This window comes from Streptomyces sp. NPDC026515 (genome assembly GCF_055567595.1).
On record NZ_JBVHQD010000010.1, the window covers coordinates 1 to 22864 of the forward strand.

The following is a 22864-nucleotide window of genomic DNA, read 5'->3' on the forward strand; positions in this document are numbered from 1 at the left end:
GTACGCGTCGGCATCAACGGATTCGGCCGCATCGGCCGTACCTACCTGCGCGCGGCACTCGACCGTGCCGAGGCGGGCACCCAGGACGTCGAGGTGGTCGCGATCAACGACATCACCTCGCCCGCCACCCTGGCCCACCTGCTGGAGTACGACTCGACGTTCGGGCACATCGGACGCGACGTCCTGCACGACGACAGCTCCATCACGGTGGACGGCCGGCGCATCACCGTCACCGCCGAGCGCGATCCCGCGGCCCTGCACTGGCTGGACTACGGCGCCGGGATCGTCATCGAGTCCACCGGCCGGTTCCGCGACCGGGACTCCGCCGCCCTGCATCTGAAGGCCGGCGCCCACACCGTGCTGCTGTCCGCGCCGGGCAAGGACGTCGACGCCACCATCGTGATGGGTGTCAACGACGCCTCCTACGACCGGCATCAGCACCGGATCGTCTCCGCCGCCTCCTGCACCACCAACTGTGTCGCCCCGATGGTGAAGGTCCTCGACGATGCCTTCGGCATCGAGCGCGGCGTGATGACCACCATCCACGGCTACACCAACGACCAGTCCCTGCTCGACGGCCCGCACAAGGACCTGCGCCGGGCCCGCTCGGCCGCCCTGAGCATCATCCCCACCAGCACCGGCGCCGCCCGTGCCGTGGGTCTGGTGGTGCCGGAACTCGCCGGGGCCCTGGACGGGATCGCGGTCCGCGTCCCGGTGGAGGACGGCTCACTCACCGACCTGGCCGTGGTGCTCGGCCGGGAGGCGAGCGCGGACGAGATCAACGCCGTGTTCGAGGCGGCGGCCGAGGGAGCGCTCAACGGCATCCTGCGCGTGTCGAAGGCCCCGATCGTCTCCCGTGACGTCATCGGTGACCCCTCCTCCTGCGTCTTCGACCCGGCCCTGACCCAGGCCAACGGCACCCTGGCCAAGGTCTTCGGCTGGTACGACAACGAGTGGGGCTACACCAACCGGCTCCTGGACCTCACCGCCCTGGTGGCGGACGACTGACCCGCGCGGCCGGGCCCCGCGAGGGGGGAGGGGGCGGTCGGTTCAGGCGTGAGAGCCGACCGCCCCCGGGGTCTGCCCCGCTGTTGCTGGGCGCGAACGGAAGCACTCCGTCGACCTCGAAGAACTGGAACGACTGCTGCTACGGCTGTCCCGGACGGAAGCCGACCTGCCGCTCGGCGAGGGGAGACGACGACCCGAATCTCCACGCCGACTTCACCGCCGCGGGTCTTGGCCAGGCCGCCTGACCGTCGGCTTGCGGGCATGCCGGGCGGTCCGTCACCGAGCGCCCGGCGTATCGGGGTCCGAGATCGGATTCGTCATCCCCGGTGGTGGCGGTCAGGGAGGCGGTGGACGCCGGTGAGAGAGTTCCAGCGGGGTGATCCAGGGCGCGTGGAGGGCCCGCGACTTGGCCGGCCACGGCTGCCAGATCGGCCCCCGTGCGCTGTTCTCCACGCCGCACCGGTCGGACGGCCTGTTGGTCTCTGAGCCGGGTGGCCGGCGGCCGTACTCGCCGCGTGCACCGGGCCAATGAGGCGGGGAAGGCGGCGCTGGACGCGGACCGGCGGGCACGCCCTGGCCGGCCCGCGAGGTCCTGCCCGCCGACGACCAGTCCCGCCCATGGCCGGACAGCTGTCCGGGGCGGCGGACGGTCCCTTCGCGGCCCAGCCTGGAGCGTGCCGTCGCATGCCGGGAGAGGCCGAACGGCCCGCGGATGTCTGGCACGGGGGGCAGGCCCGGGCTGCGGACACCTGGCAAGGCTCCAGGCCGCCCCTGGGCCCGGAGCCTTTAGGCCGTGACGAACTCAGTTGGTCTGGTGGCCCCATCGCGGTCCCACCAGATCCCATTCCCGGCCCCATTCGTCGAAGCGGCGGCAGTCGAGCCGCCACCGGGCGGCCGCGCCGGCGACGAACACCGGTGCGGCGAGTGCGAGAGCGGCCGCGCCACCCAGAAACCCGGACTCGATTGCGGCCTCCGTGGAGCCCGTCGGCGCGAGGGTGAGCCCGCCCTGGGCGTTCTGCCAGACCGTGACCCTGGTGCCGGCTTTGAGCCCAGTGCTCACAAGCGTCCGGCCTGTGCGGGTCGAACCGCCGGGTGTCGTCCAGCGAACCGACGCCGGCCGGCGATCGGTTCCGCCGAGCGTGCCGGTGCCGCGCGGGACGTCGTTCAGGAGCACGGCTCGGACGGAGCGCCGTTCCGTTCGCTGCCGCGCGAACATCTCGTCCGCGGTATGGGCCGTGACCAGTCCGGTGACGGTGCCGCCCACGGCGACGACCGTCCACGTGGCCAGCACGATCCAGGCCTCGACGATGTCATGGCGCCGCCGCAGCGGATTCTTCCGCCACCGCCACAGCAGTTTCCTTGAGTACCCGGTCCTGGGCATCGGTCCGCACCTCCTTCTCGTCGTCGTGGCGACATGTCCGAAGGTGACAGCCGCGCCCCCGTGACGACATGGGCCGACCAGGTGCCGCGGAGAGGCTGCTCGGGACCGACTGAGCTCTTGGACAGGGCCGTTCAGCCCAGGAGGCGAGGGGGCCCACCGGACTCCCGCTCAGATCCCGCGTGGTGCCGGAGGGGGAGCAACAGCCGCCTGCCCCTGTACCGGCGAACGGGGACGGATCGTCAAGGAGACGGCTGGGGCGTCGAGACCCGGGATGCCGGAACGCAGGTCGTACGTGCAGCGGAACTCGCCCTCGAACATCCTCCCGCCGCGCATGGTGCAGCCGGCATCAAGCCCGCCGACCGGGTCTGTGCGCACCGCGGATTCAGGTCGTGCGGGAGCCCTCCGCCCCGCTGCCGGGGTCGGTTTCGCCGCGGGACCGCCGGATTCCGCCGCGCCACGGCGGGGACGCGGCCCGGTGGCCGTCGTCCCAGGAGCGGGCGGCCTTGTCGATCTGGCCGCGCAGCCGGTCCTGGAGCCGGTCGACGGCCTCGGTACCCGTGGCCTCCTCGGCCGTGGCGATCACCTGGCGACCGCCGACGTGCAGGTCGGCCGTGGCCAGCCACGGCTGGTCGGCGTGGCGAGCGCCCGCCCGCACGATGCGCACGACTCCCGTGACGGCGGGCAGTCCCGGCCTGCTCACGACGGCATCGATCTTCGTACGGGCGTACGCCAGCGTCGCTTCGTCCACGGGGCCGTCGGAACGCAGCTGCACGGTGGGCAGCGCCTGGGCGTGGTCGGTGGTCATGGGTGTTCCTCCATCGGACATCGGAATGCTGGGGGACTCGGACGTTCGGCGTGACTCAGGCCGCCGTACCGGGGAGGCACGGGTCGGGGCCGAAGACCTCGTAGCGGATGCGCCTCGCGGGCACCCCGCCGGCGAGCAGCTGTCCGCGTACCGCGCGTATGAAGGGAAGCGGGCCGCACCGGAACACCGTTGGTCTGTCGGGGAGTTGGATGCCGTCCAGGCCCATCGGACCGGTGCGGGCGTCGGGTTCCTCCGCTCCGGGACGCTCGTAGACCTCGTCCCACGCGGCCGCCACCTCCGGCGTGACCGCCTCGCCGAGGACCTCGGCTGTCGCACCGGACAGGTACTTGTGCACGATCGTGTACTGGTCGTCGGTGACGCCGACCGCGGCGTGCTTGTGCGCGATCCGGGCCAGGACCGCGTCCGGGCGGGTGTCCGGGTCGTCGAGCAGCGCGGTCGCGAAGGCGGCGATCGATCCGGCCAGGGCCTGGTGCCGCGCGCCGCTGGCCTGGTTGCCGCGGTTGAACATGCCGTCGAGCAGTTCCGGACGGTCGTGGAACATCGTGGCGTAGAAGCGGGTGGTGATCTCGTCGAGTGCTCCGGCCACGGCGGGCAGGGTGGCCCGGACGAGCGCGGCGGATTCCGCGGACAGCATGAAAGACCTCCCGGAAAGGCGACTTGGAAGGGGAGAGGGGGCCGCGTCGATGTGGGCGGCGATCTCTGTGCAGCGTGCGTGGGCCCTCCGGCGCCGTCCGAGGGCGGTGGTCCGAAGAGGTGCCGAAGGGCCCGTCACCTGAGGAGGACCGGCCCCGCCGGGCTCCCCCCACCAGGGCCGGACGGCTCTGCGGTACCGCCCCGTCGGCCCCCTTCGCGACCGGCACCCTGAGCGGACGCCGGCGCGAGCGGTGCCGATGCGCGCTACGGCCGGGCCTCCTGTCCGGGGGCGGGACGGACCTGTTCACGGCCGTAGTAGGCGAGGCGCATGAGCTCCCGCATGTCGTCGAGCATGGGCATTCGCGGATTGGCGGGCGCGCACTGGTCCTCGTAGGCGTTGAGGGCCTGCTGGGACAGCGCGTCGAGGAATTCGCGCTCGTCGACGCCAAGGGCCCGGAACGTCGGCTCGATACCCACCGCCTCGCGCAGCCGCTCCACAGCCGAGGCGAGCGACTCGACGCCCTCGGCGGGCGTGGTGGCGGGCAGGCCGAGGGTGCGGGCGATGTCCTGGAAGCGTTCCGGAGCCCGGTAGTTCTCGTACTTGGGCCACCCGGTGAGCTTGGTGGGGACGGTGCCGTTGTATCGGATGACATGGGGCAGCAGGACGGCGTTGGTGCGGCCGTGCGCAAGGTGGAAGGTGGCGCCGAGGGTGTGGGACATCGCGTGGACGATGCCGAGGAAGGCGTTGCCGAAGGCCATGCCGGCGATGGTGCCGGCGTTGTGCATCTTCTCCCGGGCCCTGGGCTGCGCCGCGCCGTCGTTCACCGATGCCTCGATGTTGTCGAAGATCAGCCGGATCGCGTGCAGGGCCGGACCGTCGGTGAAGTCGTTGGCGTAGACGGACACATACGCCTCGATGGCGTGGGTGAGGGCGTCGAAGCCGCTGTCGGCGGCCAGCGCCCGGGGCAGCCCGGTCGTGAGCAGCGGGTCGACGATGGCCACGCTGGGAGTGAGCGCGTAGTCGGCCAGCGGGTACTTCTTGCCGGTGACGGGATCCGAGATGACGGCGAACGGGGTCACTTCCGCACCGGTGCCCGAGGTGGTGGGGATGCACACCAGGCGGGCCAGCCTGCCCAGCGTCGGGAAGCGGAAGGCGCGCTTGCGGATGTCGGAGAACTTCTGCCGCATGTCGGCGAAGTCGACGTCCTTGCCCTGCGCCTGTTGCTCGTACAGCAGCCACATCACCTTGGCCGCGTCCATGGGAGAGCCGCCGCCCAGCGCGATGATGGTGTCAGGGCGGAAGTCGCCCATGAGCCGGGCTCCGCGCCGCACCGAGTCGATGCTGGGTTCGGGTTCGACGTTGTCGACGACCTGGATGGTGACCGGCTCCCGACGCCGTCGCAGCACACGCTCGACCCGGTCGACGAGGCCAAGGCGGGTCATCGTCGCGTCGGTGACGACGGTGACGCGGTGGACGTCCGGCATGGAGGTCAGGTAGCGGATGGACTGCGGCTCGAAGTAGATCTTCGGCGGGACCTTGAACCACTGGAGGTTGTTGTGGCGCATCGAGACGCGCTTGACGTTCAGGAGCTGGGCGGCGGAGACGTTGTTGGAGACCGAGGTGCTGCCCCAGGAGCCGCATCCCAGTGTCAGCGACGGGAGCAGGCTGTTGTAGATCCCGCCGATCGCGGCCTGCGACGAGGGTGAGTTGACGATGATCCGTACGGTCTTCATGCGCCGGCCGTACGCCTCGGCCAGCGCGCTGTCCCCGGTGTGGATGACCGCGCTGTGGCCCTGCCCGTGGAAGGCGACCATGTCGGCGGCCAGGTCGAAGCCCCGCCGCTCGGAGTCGGCGCGCAGGACGGCGAGGACCGGGCACAGTTTCTCCCGGGTGAGCGGTTCCTGCGGACCGACCTGACCGGCCTGGACCAGGATGAGCGAGGTGTCGGCCGGTACGGTGAACCCGGCCTGCTCGGCGATCCACGCCGGGCTCTGGCCGACGGCCGCGGAGTTCACCTTGGGCTCACAGCCGGCTCCCGTGGCTTCGTCGGCCGGGAACAGGAACGCCTCCAGCTTCGCCTTCTCCTCGGCGGTCGCCAAGTGGGCGTGCAGAGTGCGGAATTCGGCCAGGGCCGCGTCGTAGATCTCCCCGTCCAGGATGACGGCCTGTTCGGAGGCGCAGATCATGCCGTTGTCGAACGACTTGGACAGTACGAGGTCGTTGACGGCCCGGCGCAGCCCGGCGCTCTTGTGCACGTACGCGGGGACGTTGCCGGCGCCCACGCCCAGGGCGGGCTTGCCGGCCGAGTAGGCGGCCTTGACCATGGCGTTGCCGCCGGTGGCGAGGATGAGCGAGACACCCGGGTGCCGCATCAGGGCGCGGGTCGCCTCGACGGAGGGGGTCTCGATCCACTGCACGCAGTGCTCGGGCGCGCCAGCGGCGACCGCCGCGTCGCGCACGACACGGGCCGCCTGCGAGCTGCAGTTCTGGGCGGAGGGGTGGAAGGCGAACACGACCGGGTTGCGGGTCTTCAGCGCCATCAGGGCCTTGAAGATCGTGGTGGAGGTCGGGTTCGTGACCGGTGTGACCGCGCACACGACGCCGACGGGCTCGGCGACCTCGATCATGTCGTCGATGTCGTCGCGGGCGATGACACCGACCGTCTTCATCGGCCCCATGCTGTGCGTGACATGTTCACAGGCGAACATGTTCTTGGCCGCCTTGTCCTCGAAGACACCGCGTCCGGTCTCGTCCACCGCGAGCCGCGCGAGCGCGGTGTGCTGGTCGAGGGCGGCGACCGAGGCCTTCTTCACGATGTGGTCGACCTGTTCCTGGTCGAGCGCCTCGTAGTCGGCGAGTGCCTTGAGGCCGTTCGTCACCAGCCGGTCCACCGAGATGGAGATGCCGGACGGCGCCCCGGCGGGCTCGGTGGTCGCGCTGCGGTCGTCGTGGCGGGTCATGGTGGGCGAGCCTCCGTCGTCGAGAGACCACCGCCGCGGGGGCGGCGCGGGATGGGAGCGGCACTGCGGGGGACCGGTACTGCTCCCAGCAGCAGCGTCCCTCTTCAGCGGGGCCCGCCCCCAGGTCCCGCCGGTCCCTTCGGAGGGCTGAGGGGTCCCGAATCGATGCGGACGTTCAGCCCGTTGACAACGCCGACCACTCCGTCCACCCGGTACGTCAGCCGGATCGCGAGCGGGATGTCGTCCCGTTGCTCGACGGCCCCGGCGAGCGTGACCATGCCGTCCCGGACCGACACGGTCACGCTGTCGGCCGGCAGGCCCAGGGCACGGGTCACCACGTCGTCGAACACCTCCCGGCGGATCTCGTCGTCCGTGCGCAGGAAGACACGCAGCAGATCTCGGCGGGTGGCGATGCCGATCAGCCGGTCCTCCTCGTCGACGACCGGGAGCCGCTCCACTTGGTGACGCTCCATCACGCGCGCGGCGTCCGCGATCCGCTGCTCCGGATGCACGGTCACCGCGGGCGTCGTCATCAGTTCCTGTGCGGTGCCGGCACCGGCGCGGGTGTCAGCGGCGGTCCGACGGGCCGCGCGCCTCAGCCGAGGGATGCGGAGCCTTCCCGTCCGGCCGGATGCGGACCTGGTTGCCTGGTGCCGGATCAGATCCGTCTCGGAGACCACGCCCACGACCTTGTCGTCGTGATCCACGACGGGCAGCCCGCTGATCCGATGCCGGTCCAGCAAACGCACCAGATCCTTGAACGACGTGTCCCGGTGCGCCTCGACGACGTCGTCTGTCATCACCTCGCCGACGATGCGGGTCATGGCACCCACTTCCTTCCTCATCAGGTGTCCAGGCGGGGTCGTCCACCGGATCTGCCGTGGGGGCGGGCCGTCGCCGGCCGGATCCGACACCTGGTTCCAGGCTCCCTCCCGCGCCTCGTGCCTGGCAGGGCCGAGCGTCCTGTGCGGAGGGTCCGACCCGCCCACGGCTCGGTGGGCGGGTCTCCGGGACCCGGGAGCGACAGGTCCCGCTGCCGTCGGTGAGGGGCCGCCTCGTCTCGGAGCCCGGCCCTTGTCACCTGCCGTCGCTCGCCCCCGCCTCGGGAAGCGCGGCCCGCCCTGCCTCCAGGCGGGCGACCGGGACCCCGAACGGCGGGCGGGAGACGCAGTCGAGGCCCGCCGCACGGAACGGCCGCCGACGATACAGCCGACCACGCCGGGTGCGGTTTCCCGACGGCGGAGCTGCACGTCTCCCGCGTCCCAGAGGTCCGGTCGGACCCCCTGGCAGGGACCTCGGGCCCCTCCTGTCGCGTGCGCGTGCCTCGGAGACTGAGCGTGCATCCCCTAAGGAGGTCCGCACATGTCCGCCATCACCGTCGGTCTCGACGGCTCGCCCGAAAGCCTCGCCGCCGCAGACTGGGCCGCTCGCGAAGCGGCACAACGTGATGTGTCCCTGTGTCTCGTACATGCCGATGACCCACCGCTCCCCATGTATGTCCCGTATGCGGGTTTCCCGGCCCTGGACGTGCTCGACATACAGCGCACGTGGGCCGCCGACCTGCTGCGCGAGGCCGAGACCCGGATCGCCGGGCGTCACCCCGGGCTCCGGATCACGAGCCGGCTGGTGCAGGAACAAGCCGTCCCCGCTCTGTTGACAGCCGGCGAGGACGGGGAACTGCTGGTCCTCGGGTCACGGGGCCTCGGCACTCTGCCCGGATTCATCGTCGGCTCGGTCGCACTCGCCGTCGTGGCGCGCGCCGAGCGGCCCGTCGTCCTCGTACGGGCCGGTGAGCGCGCCGAGGACGAGCATCTGCCGGCCGCCACGGGCGCCGGGTCGATCACCACTCCCTACCGCGACATCGTCCTGGGACTGGACGTCGAGAATCCGGACGACGCTGTCATCGACTTCGCGTTCGAGACCGCCCGTCGTCGAGTGGCCGGTCTGCGGGTGGTCCACGGCTGGACCCAGGCGGCCTCCTACGGCTATGGCGCCGTCCTGGACACGGGGCTGAACCTCGAACGGGCGGAGGAGATACGCAAGGGGCTGGTCGACGTCCTGCGACCCTGGCAGGACAAGTTCCCCAGCGTGGAGGTCAGCGCACAGACCGTGGTCGGCGGCGCCGGCCGTCACCTCGTACACGCCTCACGGGACGCGGCGTTGGTCGTCGTTGGGCGAAAGCGGCGCCAGGCCTCGGTTGGCGGCCGCATCGGCCCGGTGACCCACGCGGTGCTGCAACACGCCTCCGCGCCGGTCGCGGTGGTGCCGCACGACTGACCGGGGGCCGACGCCGGAACGGTGGCAGAGGCGAGGGCCGTCCGGGCCCATCAGAGGCCCGGACGGCCCACGCATGGCGTGCCGGCACCGCGGGACGCTGGAAGCGACCAGGAAGGAGAGGAGGCAGAGCATGAGCGGCGTGATGGAGCGGCTGCCCGGTCTCCCGACACTGCCCGAGCTGTTCGGCTGGGTCGAGGGAGGGATCCCCGGGACACATGTGCCTGCGGGACTCCACGGCATCCGCGTCGAGGAACACCTGAAGGAAGGGATCTACGTCCTGCGCGCCGAACTCCCCGGCATCGAGCCCGACAAGGACGTCGAGATCACGGTGGAGGAGAACGTTCTGACCCTGCGCGCCGAACGCAGCGAGGAGAAGACGGAGAAGCACCGCACCGAGTTCCGCTACGGCACCTTCGCCCGTTCGGTCCGTCTGCCCTCCGGCGCGAAGGGCGACGAGGCGACCGCGCAGTACAAGGACGGTGTGCTGACCATCACGGTCCCGGTCCCGGAGGAGAAGGCGGGAACCAGGACCATCCCGGTGCGGCGCGGCTGAGACAGGGCACGCCGCAGCCGCACCAGGTGTGCGCGGCCGGTCGCTCGCCGGCCGCGCACACCGTCGAAACGGGGCCCAGGAGGTCGACGACCTGGCGGGCCAGGTGCTCAAGCCGTGCGTGCGGCAGTCCCGGGACGCCGGCCACACCTGGCAGGAGACCGGCGAACCTTCCACGCCGAGGTCCTGGCGGCGTTCACCGACGAGGTGCGCGGGAACGGCCTCGCCACGGTCGCCGGACCGGTCGGCGCCTTCGAGGGCTTCGGCCGGGCCGAGCCGTTCGTCCGGCGCACCGGCGATCACACGGTGGCCGACATCCCGCTGCGCTACGCGGCCGGCGAGCCGAAGGCCCGGGTCGCGTTCGACGCCGACGAGCCGACTCCCTCAGCACATCACCGGCCACGCCCTGGGTCGCGACAGCGCCGCTGATCGCAGTGCTCCCTGCCGTCCTCCGCGTGATCGACATCGCCCGGCACCCGAACACCCGGAGCCTGACGCCCCGGGTCTGGCTGGCCGCCCGCGCCTTCGGGAACGCCTTCGGACGCATCGCCTGTCCGAACTTCGGCCGGGCCGAGAACCGGTAGCCGTCCCCGCCGCGCCCTCATCCGGCGTGCTTCGGCCTCCCCCAGCCGCTCGACCTCCTCCCTGACCGGGGGCGGGTGGTCGCGCCAGGAGCCGCCGATGGCCCGTACGGCCCCACGACAAGGGGCCGTACGGCGTGCGGTGGGGTTCTCGCGGTCCCTGCCCCCGGTGTGCGCCCGGCGCGAGCATCGTCCTCGGAGCCGTATCGGGACCCGCGAGCCGCCCGGCGGCGTCCGTGCCCTGGTCCCGGCGGCCCCTTCCGCTGCGAGCCGGCAGCAAGGAACACAGAAGGGAAAAGGGACATGACTCTCCATCACGTGACCGTCGGAGTGGACGGTTCGGTGGTCGCCGTACGGGCTCTGGACCGGGCCGCCGACGAAGCCGTGCGCCGCCACACCGAACTGCGCGTCGTCTACGCGGTGCCCGACGACGACGAGGCCGGGCCCATCCTGGCGTCGGCCGCCGCGCGCGTCGCCGTTCGCCACCCGGGCCTGCGGGTGGTGACCAAGGCCGTACAGGGAAGCGCCGTAAAGGTGCTGACCGAAGAGAGCAGGTGCGCCGCCCTCACCGTCGTCGGCACCCGGGGGTTCGGCGGGGTCACCGGCGCCCTGTTCGGCTCGGTGAGCCTGCGGTTGGCCGCGCATGTGCACGGTCCGCTGATGGTCGTACGGGAGGACCATCCGTGCGACACCGGCGCCGCTCCCTCCGGGGAGCGGCCGGCGGTGCTGCTCGGCCTGCGGGGAGACACCGACGCAACGGCAGCGGTCTACGCCTTCGAGGAGGCGGAGCGTCGTGGGGTGTGGCTGTGGGCCCTGCACGCACCCGACCACCGGTACGTCACGCCCGAACTGCCCTGGCAGGCCTCCGCGTCGAGCGCCGGCCGGCAGCGCCTGGCCCAGCGGGACCGGGCGGAGGCGGCCGTGCCTCGTTTCAGCCTCTCCCGTCTGCAGGAGCGGTACCCCCGCGTGGGCGTCGACGCCCGTACCGTGCGTACCGGACCTTCCCACGCCCTGCTGGAGGCGACCCGCGAGGCGGCTGTCGTGGTCATCGGCGCCCACCGTCGGACGGGACATCCCGGGCCGCACCTCGGCCCCGTCGCGCACACCCTGCTGCACCGCTCGCACTGCCCGGTCGTGCTGGTGCCCACGGGCCGTTGACACGGACCTCCGCGGCCGCCAAGTGGCCCTGCGACAGGAGACGTTCGGACCGTCGACGGGTCCTTGCAGCCCCTCCTGCGGGCGGCGCGCGGGAGGGACATTGGAAACGCGACGAGGGCTGCGGCAGCCCTCGCGTGACACTCCTCGGAGGGGATGAAGATCATGGCAGTGCACAACCACCCGCAACGTCACCTGGGATTCCGTCTCCCGTCCCGGCACCGGGCGGAAGCGGTTCCGCAGGCCGCGGACACCGCGACGGCGACCGTGACCGGTGCGCACGTGCTCGCCGGGCTGCGCCTGCTGACCGGGTTCGTCTTCCTGTGGGCGTTCCTCGACAAGACCTTCGGCTTCGGCTACGCCACGCCGGCCGGCAAGGGCTGGATCGACGACGGTTCGCCCACCAGGGGCTTCCTGAGCTCGGTCGCAGCCGGGCCGCTGGCGTCCACGTTCCACGACTGGGCCGGGGCAGGCTGGGCGGACTGGCTGTTCATGCTCGGCCTGCTGGGCATCGGCCTGGCACTCGTCTCGGGTGTCGCGCTGCGGCTCACCGCGGTGGCGGGCACGGCGATGATGGCCCTGATGTGGACGGCGGAGTGGCCGCCGGCCAAGCACCTGTCGGACGGGTCGCTGAGCATGTCCACCAACCCGTTCGCCGACTACCACCTCGTCTACGCCGTCGTGCTGATCGCCCTCGCGGCGGCGGGCGCCGGTGCCACCTGGGGCCTGGGCAAGGTCTGGGCACGGCTGCCCGTCGTCAGCCGCAACCGCTGGCTGCTGTGACCGTCGGCCGCAACCGTGAGCCGCTCTGGAACCGGTGGTTGCTCCGACAGCCCGGAGCGCATCGCACCAGGGGTGCCACCGTTGAGGGAACACCCTCCAGCGGCGGCGCCCTTTCCTGCGTTGTCACGTGCCGCCACACGGGCTCTTCGGCACCACGGAAGGACCCGTGGGCCGGCTCGGCACCCCTTGACCCACGAGGTGGTGCCCGCCTGGAGGTGACCCGCGTACGACGCACCCTGGAAGCCTGGACGAGCAGGAAGCTCCGGAGGTTTTGCTGCGGCCCCGGCCGGAGAAGTTCCTGGGCTTCGACGTGAGGGCGGAGACGGTCGTCGGACGGCTCCGGCGACCCGTGAGGAAGACGCGGCGAGGCGGATTCTGTTTTCTCACCGGGCCCGGAACGTTACGGTGTCCTGTGACCGGACAGCCGACTGTCGGCCCGGCCTGCGCACGATCGGGAGGGTCAGCGGTGGCACGCTCCGAGGAGCCCGGAGGGGCTCGAGTGCGGCTGCCCCAGCTCAGGTTGGACGAGCTGCTGGAGGAGTTGCAGGCGCGGCTGGACGCGGCCCGTAGCACGCGGGACCGGGTGCACAGCCTGCTGGAGGCCGTGCTGTCGGTCGGCCGGGAGCTCGACCTGGAGCAGGCGCTGTACAGCATCGTGGAGGCGGCGGCCGTGCTGGTCGACGCCGAGTACGCGGCCCTGGGCGTGATCGGCTTGGACGGCAAGCGGCTGTCCGCCTTTCACACGATCGGGGTCAGCGAGGACCGGATCGCTGCGATCGGCCCGTTCCCCGAAGGCCACGGCATCCTCGGGGAGCTCATCCGCCACCCCGAGCCGCTGCGGCTGACGAAGATCTCCCAGCACCCCGCTTCGCACGGCTTCCCCGCCCACCATCCGCCGATGAACACCTTCCTCGGGGTGCCCATCCGGGTACGCGACCAGGTATTCGGCAACCTCTACCTGACCGAGAAGCGCGGCGGGCTGCAGTTCGACGAGGAGGACGAGTCGGTTCTGTCGACCCTGGCCGTGGCGGCCGGCGTCGCGATCGACAACGCACGCCTGTACGAGGAATCGCGGCTGCGGGAGCGCTGGCTGCGGGCGAACGCCGAGATCACCCACAGGCTGATGTCCGGTGGCGACCGCACCGAGGTCCTCGCCCTGATCGCGGAGCAGGCCGGTGCGATCACGGGGTCGGCCCTGGCCGTGGTCGCCCTGCCCGTGGAGGGCGCCGGGTCGCTGGCCGTGGAGATCGCTGTCGGCCTCGACGCCGAGGCACACGAGGGGCTGGTGCTGTCCTTGGACCGGACCCTGATGGGCCTGGCCTTCTCCGCTGCGACTCCGGTCACCAGTGAGGATGTCGGTCACGATGAGCGCATCTCCTTGGCGCCTCCGCGCTTCGGGGGACTGGGCCCTGCCGTGGCGGTGCCCATCGGCACGGGCGAGGCGGGTCCGCGAGGGGTGGTCCTGCTGGCGCGGGAAACCGGGCGGCAGCCGTTCACGGGCACGGAGACCGAGACCCTGCAGGTCTTCGCCGCTCAGGCCGCCGTGGCGATGGAGCTGGCGGACCGGCGCAGGGACGCCGAGGAGATCGCGGTGCTCCAGGACCGCGACCGCATCGCCCGGGACCTGCACGACCTGGCCATCCAGCGGCTGTTCGCCACCGGTATGACGCTGCAGAGCGCCGGCCGATTCATCGAGCACGAGGAGGCCGCCGAGCGCGTCGTGCGGGCGGTGGAGGACCTGGACGAGACGATCAAGATCATCAGGTCGACCATCTTCGGGCTGCGGGCACGGGACGGCGGTGCCGGGACTGGGCTGAGAGCCCGTGTCGTACGGGCGATCGGTGAGGCCGCCGAGGTTCTCGGCTTCCCGCCCAGTGTGCGCATGGAGGGCCTGGTCGACACGGAGGTGCCGCGGGAGATCGCCGATCACGTGATCGCCGTGCTGTCCGAGGCCCTGACCAACATCGCCCGGCACGCGCGGGCCCAACGGGCCGATGTGGCCCTGGAGGCGAACGGCCGTGAGGTACGGCTGACGGTGACGGACGACGGCGTGGGCATCCCGGCCGAGGGCCGCCGCAGCGGGCTGCGCAACATGGCCGAGCGGGCCGAGCAGCTGGGCGGTTCGCTGGAGACGAACCGCCCTGAGGGCGGCGGCACTTCCCTGGTGTGGCAGGTGCCCGTGGGGGAGCGGCAGCCGAACCCCCCATTGTGACGCCGACGGTGACGGGCGGTCGAACGGCTGGTCGTTGTGGCCGCGTGGCCCGTCGCCGTGCTCGATTCGCTGGACCACCCTGGAACGTGGGGACCCCCGGGAGAGTTGACTCCCGGCCAGGGCGGGTCCGAGCGGCCATCGCCGGGGCCGTTGGGCCTCTCCGGGCCGCCCGGCGCTCGCACGAGGGCCGTTGGCTCCCAGCGTCCGGCCGGGGGCGACGGCCCGGCAGGAGCTGCGTGGCCCCGGTGACGGGCCGAACGGCCCGCTCACCCCGTCCGTACGGAAGCCGTTCGGGCCTTGCCGAGGGGGAGCGCCGTTCCCCCGGTCGTGGGCGGCTGGACCGCCGCGCCCGAAGACGGCGGCACCGTCACCACGGGTACCTGCGCGTATCGCAGGCAATCGCGGCCGACTGTACCCACGGCCGGCAGCTGCCACTGCCCATGGGCCCGGCGTCCGAGCGCCAGCATCCTGGCACCCCGTGTCTGACCGAGCAGCACCCGCGTGGGCGGGCCCTGTACGAGGACCACCCGTACCGAGGGTGCCGGCCGCGCGCCGAAGGCCCTGCGCACGGTCGAGTGAAGGAGGGCGGTGGCCCGTTCGCGCTGTTCGGCAGTCGTCGGCCGGCCGGCGGCCGGAGCATAGGGCGCCAACGGGGCGGCAGGCTCCCAGGCGTGCACGGCCACGACCTCGACGCCGAGGATGCGTGCCTGCTCCCCGGCCCAGCGCAGTGCGGCCAGGGACGCCTCGGAACCGTCGACACCCACCACGATCCTGTTGCCGAACGTGCTCTCGCTCATGGCTGCCTCCGGGATCGGCCTGTGTTCCCACGGTGCCCCGGCCGGAGGGGCCGGGGCGTGGGCCGGGCGGTGCCGCGTGCGTGCCGAACGGTCCCTTCCGGACCGGGGTGTGACGAGCCGTGGACAGCACCCGGAGGGGACATCACCGGGAGTGGTGCCGGTAGTCGTCGTGCTCGCCCGTCCCCATGTAGTGGCGCTCCTCGATCACCGTCCCGCGCTCGCCCGGGCGCCGAACCATGCCCGGTGTGACCATGAACACGATCAGGCCGAGGATGCCGACCGCCATCAGCGCGAAGCCGACGACGAACGAGCTGTAGCCGAACACCATGCAGGCGCCCACGACGGTCGCGCCCACCAGGATGAGGGGAAACATGACTGCCTTCCTTCTGCCGTCCGCCCACGGGCGGCCTCCGACACCGACGAGCCGACCCGCCGCGCCGCGCTCCGGCGGTCGCCGCACGCCGCGTCCGGACAGGTCTGCCCAGGCTCTCGCCCCTGGGGACAACCCCGGTGCGAGGGACGCGTGACGACGCGTTGCGGACCTCGGTCATGGCGGATCTCCTTCATCCCTCTCTTCCAGCGTGTTCGGCGGCCGGCGCACACCGCAGGGGCTGAACGGGCAGGTCACCGGCCGACCTGGCCATTGCGGACCCGCGCTTCGCGTGGTCGTGTGGCCTACAGCGGTTCCTTGGGCTCGACGGAGGCCCCGGACGGCCGGGCGGGCAGCGCGGCGAAGGCCAGCATGGCTCCGCCGGCGGCCACGCAGGCGCCGACCGTGAGGCCGAGGCCCATACCGCTGACGAACGCCGAGCGGGCCAGGTCCGCCAGCATCCGCCCCGACACGCCCCCCACCCGTTCGGCGAGCGCGAGCGCGCCCCCGAGCGAGCCGAGCACACTGTCCGAGACGTCGTGCGACAGCTGGTACGGCCTCAGCGGCGGACCCATACGGTCCTGGTAACGGGCGGTCAGCAGGCTGCCGATCACGGCCACTCCGACCGCCCCGCCCAACTGGACGGAGACACCGTTGGTGGCCGAGCCGACCCCGGTGTCGCCCTGGGGCAGGGTTCCCATGAGGGCGTCGAGGGCGGCGGGCACCACGAGTCCGGCGCCGAGGCCGAGCATCAGCAGACCGGCCAGCAGATCCTCGTACGTGGCGGACGACTCCGCGGTGGACAGCTGCCACAACCCGGTCGCCACGGCCAGCAGACCCGTTCCGGCCACTGCCTTGGTGCCGGCCCACCGCACCAGGGCCGGGGACAGCGGGGCGACCAGCGCGAGCAGCCCGGCCACGGGCAGCACCCGTACACCGGTCCGCAGTGCGCTGTAGCCGAGACCGAACTGGAGGAACTGGGTCAGCACGAACAGGGCCCCGAAGAGCCCGAACATCGCGAGCGCCACCGACGAGGTGGCGACGGAGAACCGGCGGTCGCGGAAGAAGGCCAGGTTCAGCAGGGGGTGCGTGCTGCGCCGCTCCCAGACGGCGAAAACCACCAGTACCACAAGGCCGGTGCCGCCCGCGCCGAGTACGACGCCGGAGGACCAGCCGCGTACCGGGGCCTCGATGATCGCCCAGAGCAGGAGGCCGAGCCCCGCCATCGACAGGACCGAACCGGCCGGATCCGGCCGCAGCGCCGCCGGATTACGGGACTCCGGCACCAGGAAGGCGGCACAGGCCAGACCGAGGGCGGCGACGGGGATGTTGACCCAGAACACCGATCCCCACCAGAAGTGCTCCAGCAGGAGTCCGCCCGCCACCGGTCCGATGGCGATGCCCAGTCCGCTGGTGGCTGCCCACAGGCCGATCGCGCGTTGCCGCTCGCCGGGATCACGGAACACGTCCGTGATGAGCGAGAGCGTGGCGGGCATCATCATCGCCGCACCGACGCCCATTGCCGCCCGGGCGGCGATCAGCATGCCCACCGAGCCCGAGTAGGCCGCCCACGCCGAGGCGGCTCCGAACACGGCCAGCCCGGTGACGAAGACCCGGCGGCGCCCGAACCGGTCCGCGCTGCTGCCCGTGACCAGCATCAGCCCGGCGAAGGCCAAGGCGTAGGCGTCGACGATCCACTGCAACTGGGTGGTCGTCGCGCCGAGTTCCTTCACCAGGGTCGGGAGCGCGACGTTCAGGATGGTGTTGTCCAGTGTCACGATCAGCAGTGACACACAGAGCACCACAAGGGTGGCCCACCGGCTCCGCATCTCCTGCCCGCGCGGTCCGGCGGCCGCTGACGGTACGTCATGGATGTTTGTCATGCCCCCATGAAGCGTCGGTTGGTGCCGGCGGCATGAGGTGCTGAACGTCCCGGAGCGGGACCGGGCGGGTGGGTCGTCGGGCCCTGAAGGCCCACTCCGGCGGACGCCCTGGCAGGGGTGCGTCAGGTCGCGTCGACCGCGTCCGACGTGCCCAGGGACCGTATGCCGCAGATGCGCCGGGTGGCCGGATCGGACCGGACCAGGAGGCGGGTGGTGCGGTACGGGTGGTTCTCGTCGTCCTCCCAGACCAGGGTGACCCGGCTCCAGCAGTGCCCCGTGCCGCTGTTGTCGTAGACCACCCGCCATGAGGCCGGCACGCCCCGCGCCCGCAGCAGACCGTCCCGGTCGTGAACCGCTTCCCAGCTGATCAGGCTGCGGCGGAGTTCGGGCGTGAGGTAGTGATGCCGCAGTGCGTCGGCGAGTTGTCCCCGGCCCCGGTCGCGCAGCGCGTCGGTGTAGGCGCCGTAGAAGTCGGCGACGTGGTCGACGACGGACAACGGCCTGCCCGCGCGCCCGAGGGCGCCGGAGGCGGGAGCGGCCGGCTCCTGCGACGGGAGAGGCAGCACCGTGGAACCCGGAGTGATGTGGCGGACCGTCGAGGACTCGGACATGGAACTCTCCTCCTTCCCGGAGAGGAACAGGAGCGTTCCTCGCTCTCAGGACATCGCAGTCCGCGGGCGCCTGCGAGGGCCGAGGGGACTGTCCGAGTGGTCCGTTCGGTGCCTTGCGGGCGAGCGCGGCGCGGGACGTCAGCCCACGGCGCGCTCCCGGCCGAGCACGGGCGGGCCCTACTCCAGGGCCTGCGCCGCCGTACGCCGAGGGGAGGCCGGCCCCTGCGGTCCGTACCCCAGACGGACCACCATCTGGGCATGCGCCCGGCCGTCCTGCGGCCCTGCCAACTGCTCACGCAGCTCCGGCCATTCCAGTGCCTGGTGCAGCAGCGACGCCCGCAGGCCGGCGGCCGTCGCCACCAGCAGGGCGCGCTGAAGCGCCTGACCGGCCCGCAGCCAGTCCGCCCGGCGGTCGTGCGAGGTGGAGAGCACGGCGATCGTGGGCCGTTGCTCGAAGGTGCGGGCGGCGAGTTCGGCCGGGTGGCGGTGGGCTGCGAAGTCCCGCATCGGAACCCGGTCCCGGTAGTCCTGCGGCCCCAAGGCCGACGGCGGAACGCCGAGCGCCGTGCCGTCCGGTTCCCGGATCCACCGGCGGCTCTCCGCTCCCCGGTCGCGGTCGGCCGTGTTGCGCCGCTCCGCCTCCAGCGTCACCCGTAGCAGGCGGTCCGTCTCGCCGGGATCCGGGTAGCCGAGGAGGGCCCCCTCGGCGTGCACGGCCTCGGCGAGTTCGTGCAGCAGGGAGACGGGCGGCGGCCGGTCGGAGAACGGGAAGCGACTGCTGTGCCGGCGCCACACGGCGTCGTACAGGCCCGCCGCCGGTGAGAAGCGGACGGGACCGCCGAGGCGGACGGCGGCCAGCAGGCCGGGCTCGTCGGGCCTGGGCAGCAGCCGGGTCACCGGTTCCCAGCCGAAGTGCGCGACGGCCAGCCGCACATTGAACAGCGCGCAACCCACCGACAGGTGCAGCGCACGCCCGGAAGGGTCGATGTGCCGCAGACCGCGGTCGGCGGCCGCCCGGATCTGCAGGGTCGCCGTCTCCGCGTCCAGCCGGAATCGCCAGGGCTGGGTGTTGTGGATCGAAGGGGCGGCCACAGCAGCCGAGACGATCTTCTCCAGGGTCGCCACGTCGAGCAGCGTGGTGGACATGGGGTCTCCTCCCCGCTCGGTGACCAGGGGCCGTCGGGCTCGGTCGGAAGTTCCGTCCACGATGGCCCCGCCCGCCGGCGGTGGGGCAGGGGCCGGACGGCCCTGCGCCGCGCCGGAAGGCCCGGACCCGGCCGACCGCTGGGACGAAGACGAACCGGTCGGCAGGGCAGGTCCGTTCGCCCGCGGACCGAGCCCGCCCTGCCGGTAAACCGGCGCGGATCGAAGGCCGACAGGTCCTCGATCGGCCCCGAACAGCCCATGGGGAGGCGGCCGGTTCAGGTGGACGCTTCGAGGTGTCAACAGACCCGGGGAGACTCGGCGATGAGGCGCGGGCCGACGACCGCGCCGAACTGCGGAGGCACACCCACCGGAGCGTCGGCCGCTTCCGGTCGAGCACCCGCCTGCCGGCGCCCGGGCCCCGGCTTCGGGTCAGCGTCGGCTCCGTCGAGGAGGAAAGTCATGAAGCACAACAAGGTCGGCTCCGTGATGACCACGGAGGTCGTCCGCGCCGCGCAGGCGACGCCCTTCAAGGAAGTGGCCCGGCTGCTCGGCGAGCACCGCATCAGCGGCCTGCCGGTCGTGGACGCGGACGACAAGGTCATCGGAGTCGTCTCGGAGACCGACCTGATGATCCGGCAGGCCGACGCCCCGGACCCCTACGAGCCGAAGAAGCACCACCGCTTCCCCGGTCTGACCCGCAGGGGCCGGACGCGGGCCGCCAAGGCGCGCGCCCGCACCGCGAGTCAGCTGATGACAGCACCACCCGTCACGGTCCACGCCGACGACACCATCGTCGTGGCCGCCCGCACCATGGCCCTGCACCACGTCGACCGGCTGCCCGTCCTGGACGAGGAGCGGCGGCTCGTCGGCATCGTGACCCGCCGCGACCTGCTCCAGGTCTTCCTGCGGCCCGACGCGGAGATCCACGCACAGGTCGTCGAGGAGGTGCTGGAGCGCGCTCTGTGGCTGCAGCCGCGCAGCATCGACGTGTCCGTCACGGAAGGCGTGGTCACCCTTGCCGGACAGATGGACCGCAAGACCGACACGGAGATCGCCGTCTCCATGACCCGTCAGATCGACGGTGTGGTCGCGGTCGTCGACAAGCTCACCTTCCGGCTGGACGACTCACGCGTCCGGCCCGAGGACCGGGCCATGCACGGCGTCGCTGACGAATGCCTGCGGAGGCTGTGACGCACCGCCGTCGGCACGGGACGGGTGGTCCCCGGCGCGTCACGCGCCGGGGACCACCCGTCCCGTGGGCCGGTGTCAGTGGTTCACCGTCAGCGGAACGGTGTCGACGGTCACCGGCCGACCGTCCTTCGGTGACACGTAGTACGCAGTGAGCAGGCCGGGACCGGCCCGGACGACCCGATAGGGGACGGTGACGTCGAAGGTGCCGCGGACTCCGGTGCCGGACGTGGCCCGTACCAGGACGTCGGCGGCCGCGTGCCCCGCCGCGTCGGTCACCTTCAGCCGGAACTCGGCCTCGGACGTGTTCGCGCTGCCCCACACGCGCAGCGGCGTGCGGCCCGTGTCGCCGAGCAGCGGCGACTCGACCAGGACGGCCGGGGAAACGTCCTCGAAGTCGGCGCGGCCGACCGGCCCGTTGAGCACGGTCCTCCGCGGGCCGAAGTGCGTGACCGGCTTGCCCTCGATCTCGAACGCCACCTTGTGGACGGCGGGGAAGCGGGTCAGCGTGAACACCACCTGAGCCAGGCGGCCCCGCATCGACCCGCTGCCACCGGCGTCGTCGTAGCGGCCGGACAGATCGACTGTCGCGACGTGGTTGCGGACGGCGACCGAACGCAGATCGGTGCCTGGCGGGATCGCGGTGGTGCGGGACCGGCTGCCCTCGTAGCGGCTGGGGCCGGCCAGCAGGGCGCGCACCGCCCCGGTGGCGGTCGCGGGGGCGGCGACCGTGCGCGGCGCGGCTGAGACCTTCGCGCCGTGCAGGAAGTACACCGCTGTACGGACCTTCTTCCCCGCCGACGGGCCGGAGCCGCCGGCCGAGGACTTCGGTGGCGCTGCCGTCGGTGCGGCGGAGTAGGAGGGCGCGCCGGCACCGGTCGTGCCTCCCGAGGTTCCGCTGTCCATGGCGGACGACGTGCCGGCGGACGGGTCCGGCGCGGCGGTCGTGCCGCAGGCGGCGAGCGTGAGCAGAGGGAGAGCCAGCGTCGCCGTGACCACGGTGGAGCGGTGGCGGCGGGCGCGGCGGGCGTACGGTGTGCCGCTGAACATGGCAGCCTCCTCCGACACTTCCAGCCAACCGCCCGCCGAGGGCCTCCCCCAGTGCTGTTCGGCCTTCGACAGTGGGCCGAACGGACGTACAGGTGGGGGCGGTTCGGCTCGGGAAGTACCACCGTGGGCCGGGCGAAGGGCAGTTGCCGGAATGAGGGAGGGCCGCTGAGGCCTGGTGCCGGGACCGTCGGCCCATGCCGAGAGGCGGCACGAGCGGGGGACGCTGGGGTTGGACGGTTCACGAAGGGTGGACGGTCCGCGAGAGGCGGGATCCACCATGTCCGTGTCGTACGAGAAACCCGGCCACGCGGCGGTGCACCTGACCCGCGCCGCCTGCCTGGCGCCCTCCCCGCACAACAGCCAGCCCTGGTACTTCGTCGAGGAGGGCCACGACCACGGCTTCGAGGTGCACGCCGACGTCGGGCGCCGCTTGATCCTCACCGACCCCGGCGGAAGGGAGATGGTCATCGCCTGCGGGGCGGCTCTGTTCAACGCGCGGACGGCTGTGCGGCACCTCGGGTTCCGGCCGGTCGTCGAGCTGCTGCCGGAGCCCGGCAGCCCCGCCTTCCTCGCCCGCGTGGGTTACGCGACGCACGCCCCGGTCACGCCCGACGAGGCGGAGCTCGCCGACGCGATCGCCCGCCGCCACACCCACCGTGGGCCGTTCCTGAACGAGTCGCTGCCCGACGGCCTCATGGACGAACTGCGCGAGCACGCCCGGGTGGAGGGCGCCGTCCTCCAGGTCTTCGACGAGCCGGAGGAGCTGGACGTGCTCGCGGAACTGGTGCGCACCGCCGAGGACACCCAGCGCGCGGATCCCGGACGCGCCGGCGAGGTGATGCGCGGCCTCGGGCACGGCGGGGTGCCCGCCGAGGCCTGCCGGTACCACCCGGACGGCACATTCCTCGCCGGTCGCGACTACCTCGGCCTCGCCCGCCGCTACCTCCTCCCGTCCCGCCGTCGCCACCACGGGACGGGAACCGTCGCGGTGCTGTCCACCCCATGCGACGACCGCCACGACTGGCTGCGGTCGGGGCAGGCGCTCCAGCGTGTCCTGCTGGCCGCCGCCGCCCGCGGGGTCATGGCCGCCTTTCACACCCAGCCCCTCGAACTGCCCGCACTGCGCGCCCAGTTGCGCCATCGCCTGACGGCCGGGAACTTTCCGCAGACGCTGCTGCGGCTCGGCCGCCCCGCACAGACATGGACCGCGCCGCGCCGCCCGCCCGCCGAGGTCCTGGTCCGCGACGGCAGCCCGGCCAGGTGGTGACGACGGCCACGGTGCGGCACGTACGGACGGCCGGGACCCGGCGGTGGCGGCCGCGCCGCAACCCGCTCGGGCGGCAGCGGCCGGTCCACGGCACGTTCCCGCAGCGGGGCGGCCACGGCGGGCCCACTCCGTCGTCGCACCGGAACTCGTTTCCGACACCGATCACGGCGATCGCGGGGTGCGCC

The 22864-nt window shown here is 72.5% G+C and carries 20 protein-coding genes and 1 pseudogene; 10 read left to right on the forward strand and 11 right to left on the reverse strand.

What is annotated here, in order from left to right:
* On the forward strand, positions 1–1008 hold a 1008-nt coding region (gene gap, locus ACZ4O3_RS21670; protein ID WP_467723671.1), incomplete at its 5' end, for a type I glyceraldehyde-3-phosphate dehydrogenase.
* A gap of 802 nt (positions 1009–1810) precedes the next feature.
* Here gap and ACZ4O3_RS21675 read toward each other — a convergent pair.
* The 5 genes and pseudogenes from ACZ4O3_RS21675 to ACZ4O3_RS21695 all read right to left on the reverse strand — a co-directional run bounded on the left by ACZ4O3_RS21675 (position 1811) and on the right by ACZ4O3_RS21695 (position 7633).
* Complete coding sequence (locus ACZ4O3_RS21675; protein ID WP_467723673.1) at positions 1811–2389, reverse strand: Rv1733c family protein; 579 nt, start codon at positions 2387–2389, stop codon at positions 1811–1813.
* A 382-nt stretch (positions 2390–2771) separates the two neighbouring features.
* Entirely contained in the window at positions 2772–3194 is a 423-nt protein-coding gene (locus ACZ4O3_RS21680; RefSeq protein WP_467723675.1) for a hypothetical protein, read from the reverse strand.
* A 268-nt stretch (positions 3195–3462) separates the two neighbouring features.
* A pseudogene (locus ACZ4O3_RS21685) lies at positions 3463–3849 on the reverse strand (globin domain-containing protein); the annotation flags it as partial.
* A gap of 263 nt (positions 3850–4112) precedes the next feature.
* Positions 4113–6809 (reverse strand): bifunctional acetaldehyde-CoA/alcohol dehydrogenase, encoded by a 2697-nt coding sequence (gene adhE / locus ACZ4O3_RS21690; protein WP_467723677.1) that lies wholly within the window; start codon positions 6807–6809, stop codon positions 4113–4115.
* A 104-nt stretch (positions 6810–6913) separates the two neighbouring features.
* The gene (locus tag ACZ4O3_RS21695) at positions 6914–7633 is read right to left on the reverse strand and encodes a CBS domain-containing protein (RefSeq protein ID WP_467723679.1); all 720 of its coding nucleotides are present in this window, start codon (positions 7631–7633) and stop codon (positions 6914–6916) included.
* Positions 7634–8171: 538 nt separating this feature from the next.
* Between ACZ4O3_RS21695 and ACZ4O3_RS21700 the strand changes: the two genes are divergently transcribed.
* The 7 genes from ACZ4O3_RS21700 (at position 8172) to ACZ4O3_RS21730 (ending at position 14367) form a co-directional block, all read left to right on the forward strand.
* Positions 8172–9086: a universal stress protein gene (locus ACZ4O3_RS21700; RefSeq protein WP_467723680.1), complete on the forward strand. Its 915-nt coding sequence runs from the start codon at positions 8172–8174 to the stop codon at positions 9084–9086.
* A 130-nt stretch (positions 9087–9216) separates the two neighbouring features.
* The gene (locus ACZ4O3_RS21705) at positions 9217–9639 is read left to right on the forward strand and encodes an Hsp20/alpha crystallin family protein (RefSeq protein WP_362724238.1); all 423 of its coding nucleotides are present in this window, start codon (positions 9217–9219) and stop codon (positions 9637–9639) included.
* A gap of 114 nt (positions 9640–9753) precedes the next feature.
* Positions 9754–10065, forward strand: coding sequence for a hypothetical protein (locus tag ACZ4O3_RS21710; protein ID WP_467723681.1), 312 nt, complete (start codon positions 9754–9756; stop codon positions 10063–10065).
* A 26-nt stretch (positions 10066–10091) separates the two neighbouring features.
* Positions 10092–10220, forward strand: coding sequence for a hypothetical protein (locus tag ACZ4O3_RS21715; protein ID WP_467723682.1), 129 nt, complete (start codon positions 10092–10094; stop codon positions 10218–10220).
* Between the two features lie 300 nt (positions 10221–10520).
* Positions 10521–11375 (forward strand): universal stress protein, encoded by an 855-nt coding sequence (locus ACZ4O3_RS21720; RefSeq protein WP_362719933.1) that lies wholly within the window; start codon positions 10521–10523, stop codon positions 11373–11375.
* Between the two features lie 162 nt (positions 11376–11537).
* Positions 11538–12155, forward strand: a complete 618-nt coding sequence (locus tag ACZ4O3_RS21725; protein ID WP_467723684.1) for a hypothetical protein — start codon at positions 11538–11540, stop codon at positions 12153–12155.
* A gap of 466 nt (positions 12156–12621) precedes the next feature.
* Positions 12622–14367 (forward strand): sensor histidine kinase, encoded by a 1746-nt coding sequence (locus tag ACZ4O3_RS21730; protein WP_467723686.1) that lies wholly within the window; start codon positions 12622–12624, stop codon positions 14365–14367.
* Positions 14368–14633: 266 nt separating this feature from the next.
* Here the strand turns inward: ACZ4O3_RS21730 and ACZ4O3_RS21735 are convergent, their stop codons facing one another.
* The 5 genes from ACZ4O3_RS21735 to ACZ4O3_RS21755 all read right to left on the reverse strand — a co-directional run bounded on the left by ACZ4O3_RS21735 (position 14634) and on the right by ACZ4O3_RS21755 (position 19174).
* Entirely contained in the window at positions 14634–15164 is a 531-nt protein-coding gene (locus ACZ4O3_RS21735) for a universal stress protein (RefSeq protein WP_467723688.1), read from the reverse strand.
* Positions 15165–15306: 142 nt separating this feature from the next.
* Complete coding sequence (locus ACZ4O3_RS21740; RefSeq protein ID WP_362719920.1) at positions 15307–15537, reverse strand: hypothetical protein; 231 nt, start codon at positions 15535–15537, stop codon at positions 15307–15309.
* Between the two features lie 302 nt (positions 15538–15839).
* A complete protein-coding gene (locus ACZ4O3_RS21745) occupies positions 15840–17417 on the reverse strand; it encodes an MFS transporter (RefSeq protein ID WP_467723690.1) in 1578 nt (525 codons plus the stop codon).
* A gap of 122 nt (positions 17418–17539) precedes the next feature.
* Positions 17540–18028 carry a hypothetical protein gene (locus ACZ4O3_RS21750; RefSeq protein ID WP_467723692.1) on the reverse strand — a complete coding sequence of 163 codons (489 nt, stop codon included), beginning with the start codon at positions 18026–18028 and terminating at the stop codon, positions 17540–17542.
* Positions 18029–18205: 177 nt separating this feature from the next.
* Entirely contained in the window at positions 18206–19174 is a 969-nt protein-coding gene (locus tag ACZ4O3_RS21755) for an Acg family FMN-binding oxidoreductase (RefSeq protein ID WP_362719911.1), read from the reverse strand.
* A gap of 459 nt (positions 19175–19633) precedes the next feature.
* On the opposite strand from ACZ4O3_RS21755, the gene ACZ4O3_RS21760 reads away from it, so the two are divergent.
* Positions 19634–20365: a CBS domain-containing protein gene (locus ACZ4O3_RS21760; protein ID WP_467723693.1), complete on the forward strand. Its 732-nt coding sequence runs from the start codon at positions 19634–19636 to the stop codon at positions 20363–20365.
* Positions 20366–20440: 75 nt separating this feature from the next.
* On the opposite strand, the gene ACZ4O3_RS21765 is transcribed toward ACZ4O3_RS21760, so the two are convergent.
* Entirely contained in the window at positions 20441–21412 is a 972-nt protein-coding gene (locus tag ACZ4O3_RS21765; RefSeq protein ID WP_467723695.1) for a GerMN domain-containing protein, read from the reverse strand.
* A gap of 277 nt (positions 21413–21689) precedes the next feature.
* Here ACZ4O3_RS21765 and ACZ4O3_RS21770 point away from each other — a divergent pair, with 277 nt between their 5' ends.
* Complete coding sequence (locus tag ACZ4O3_RS21770) at positions 21690–22679, forward strand: Acg family FMN-binding oxidoreductase (RefSeq protein WP_467723696.1); 990 nt, start codon at positions 21690–21692, stop codon at positions 22677–22679.
* Positions 22680–22864 lie beyond the last annotated feature (185 nt).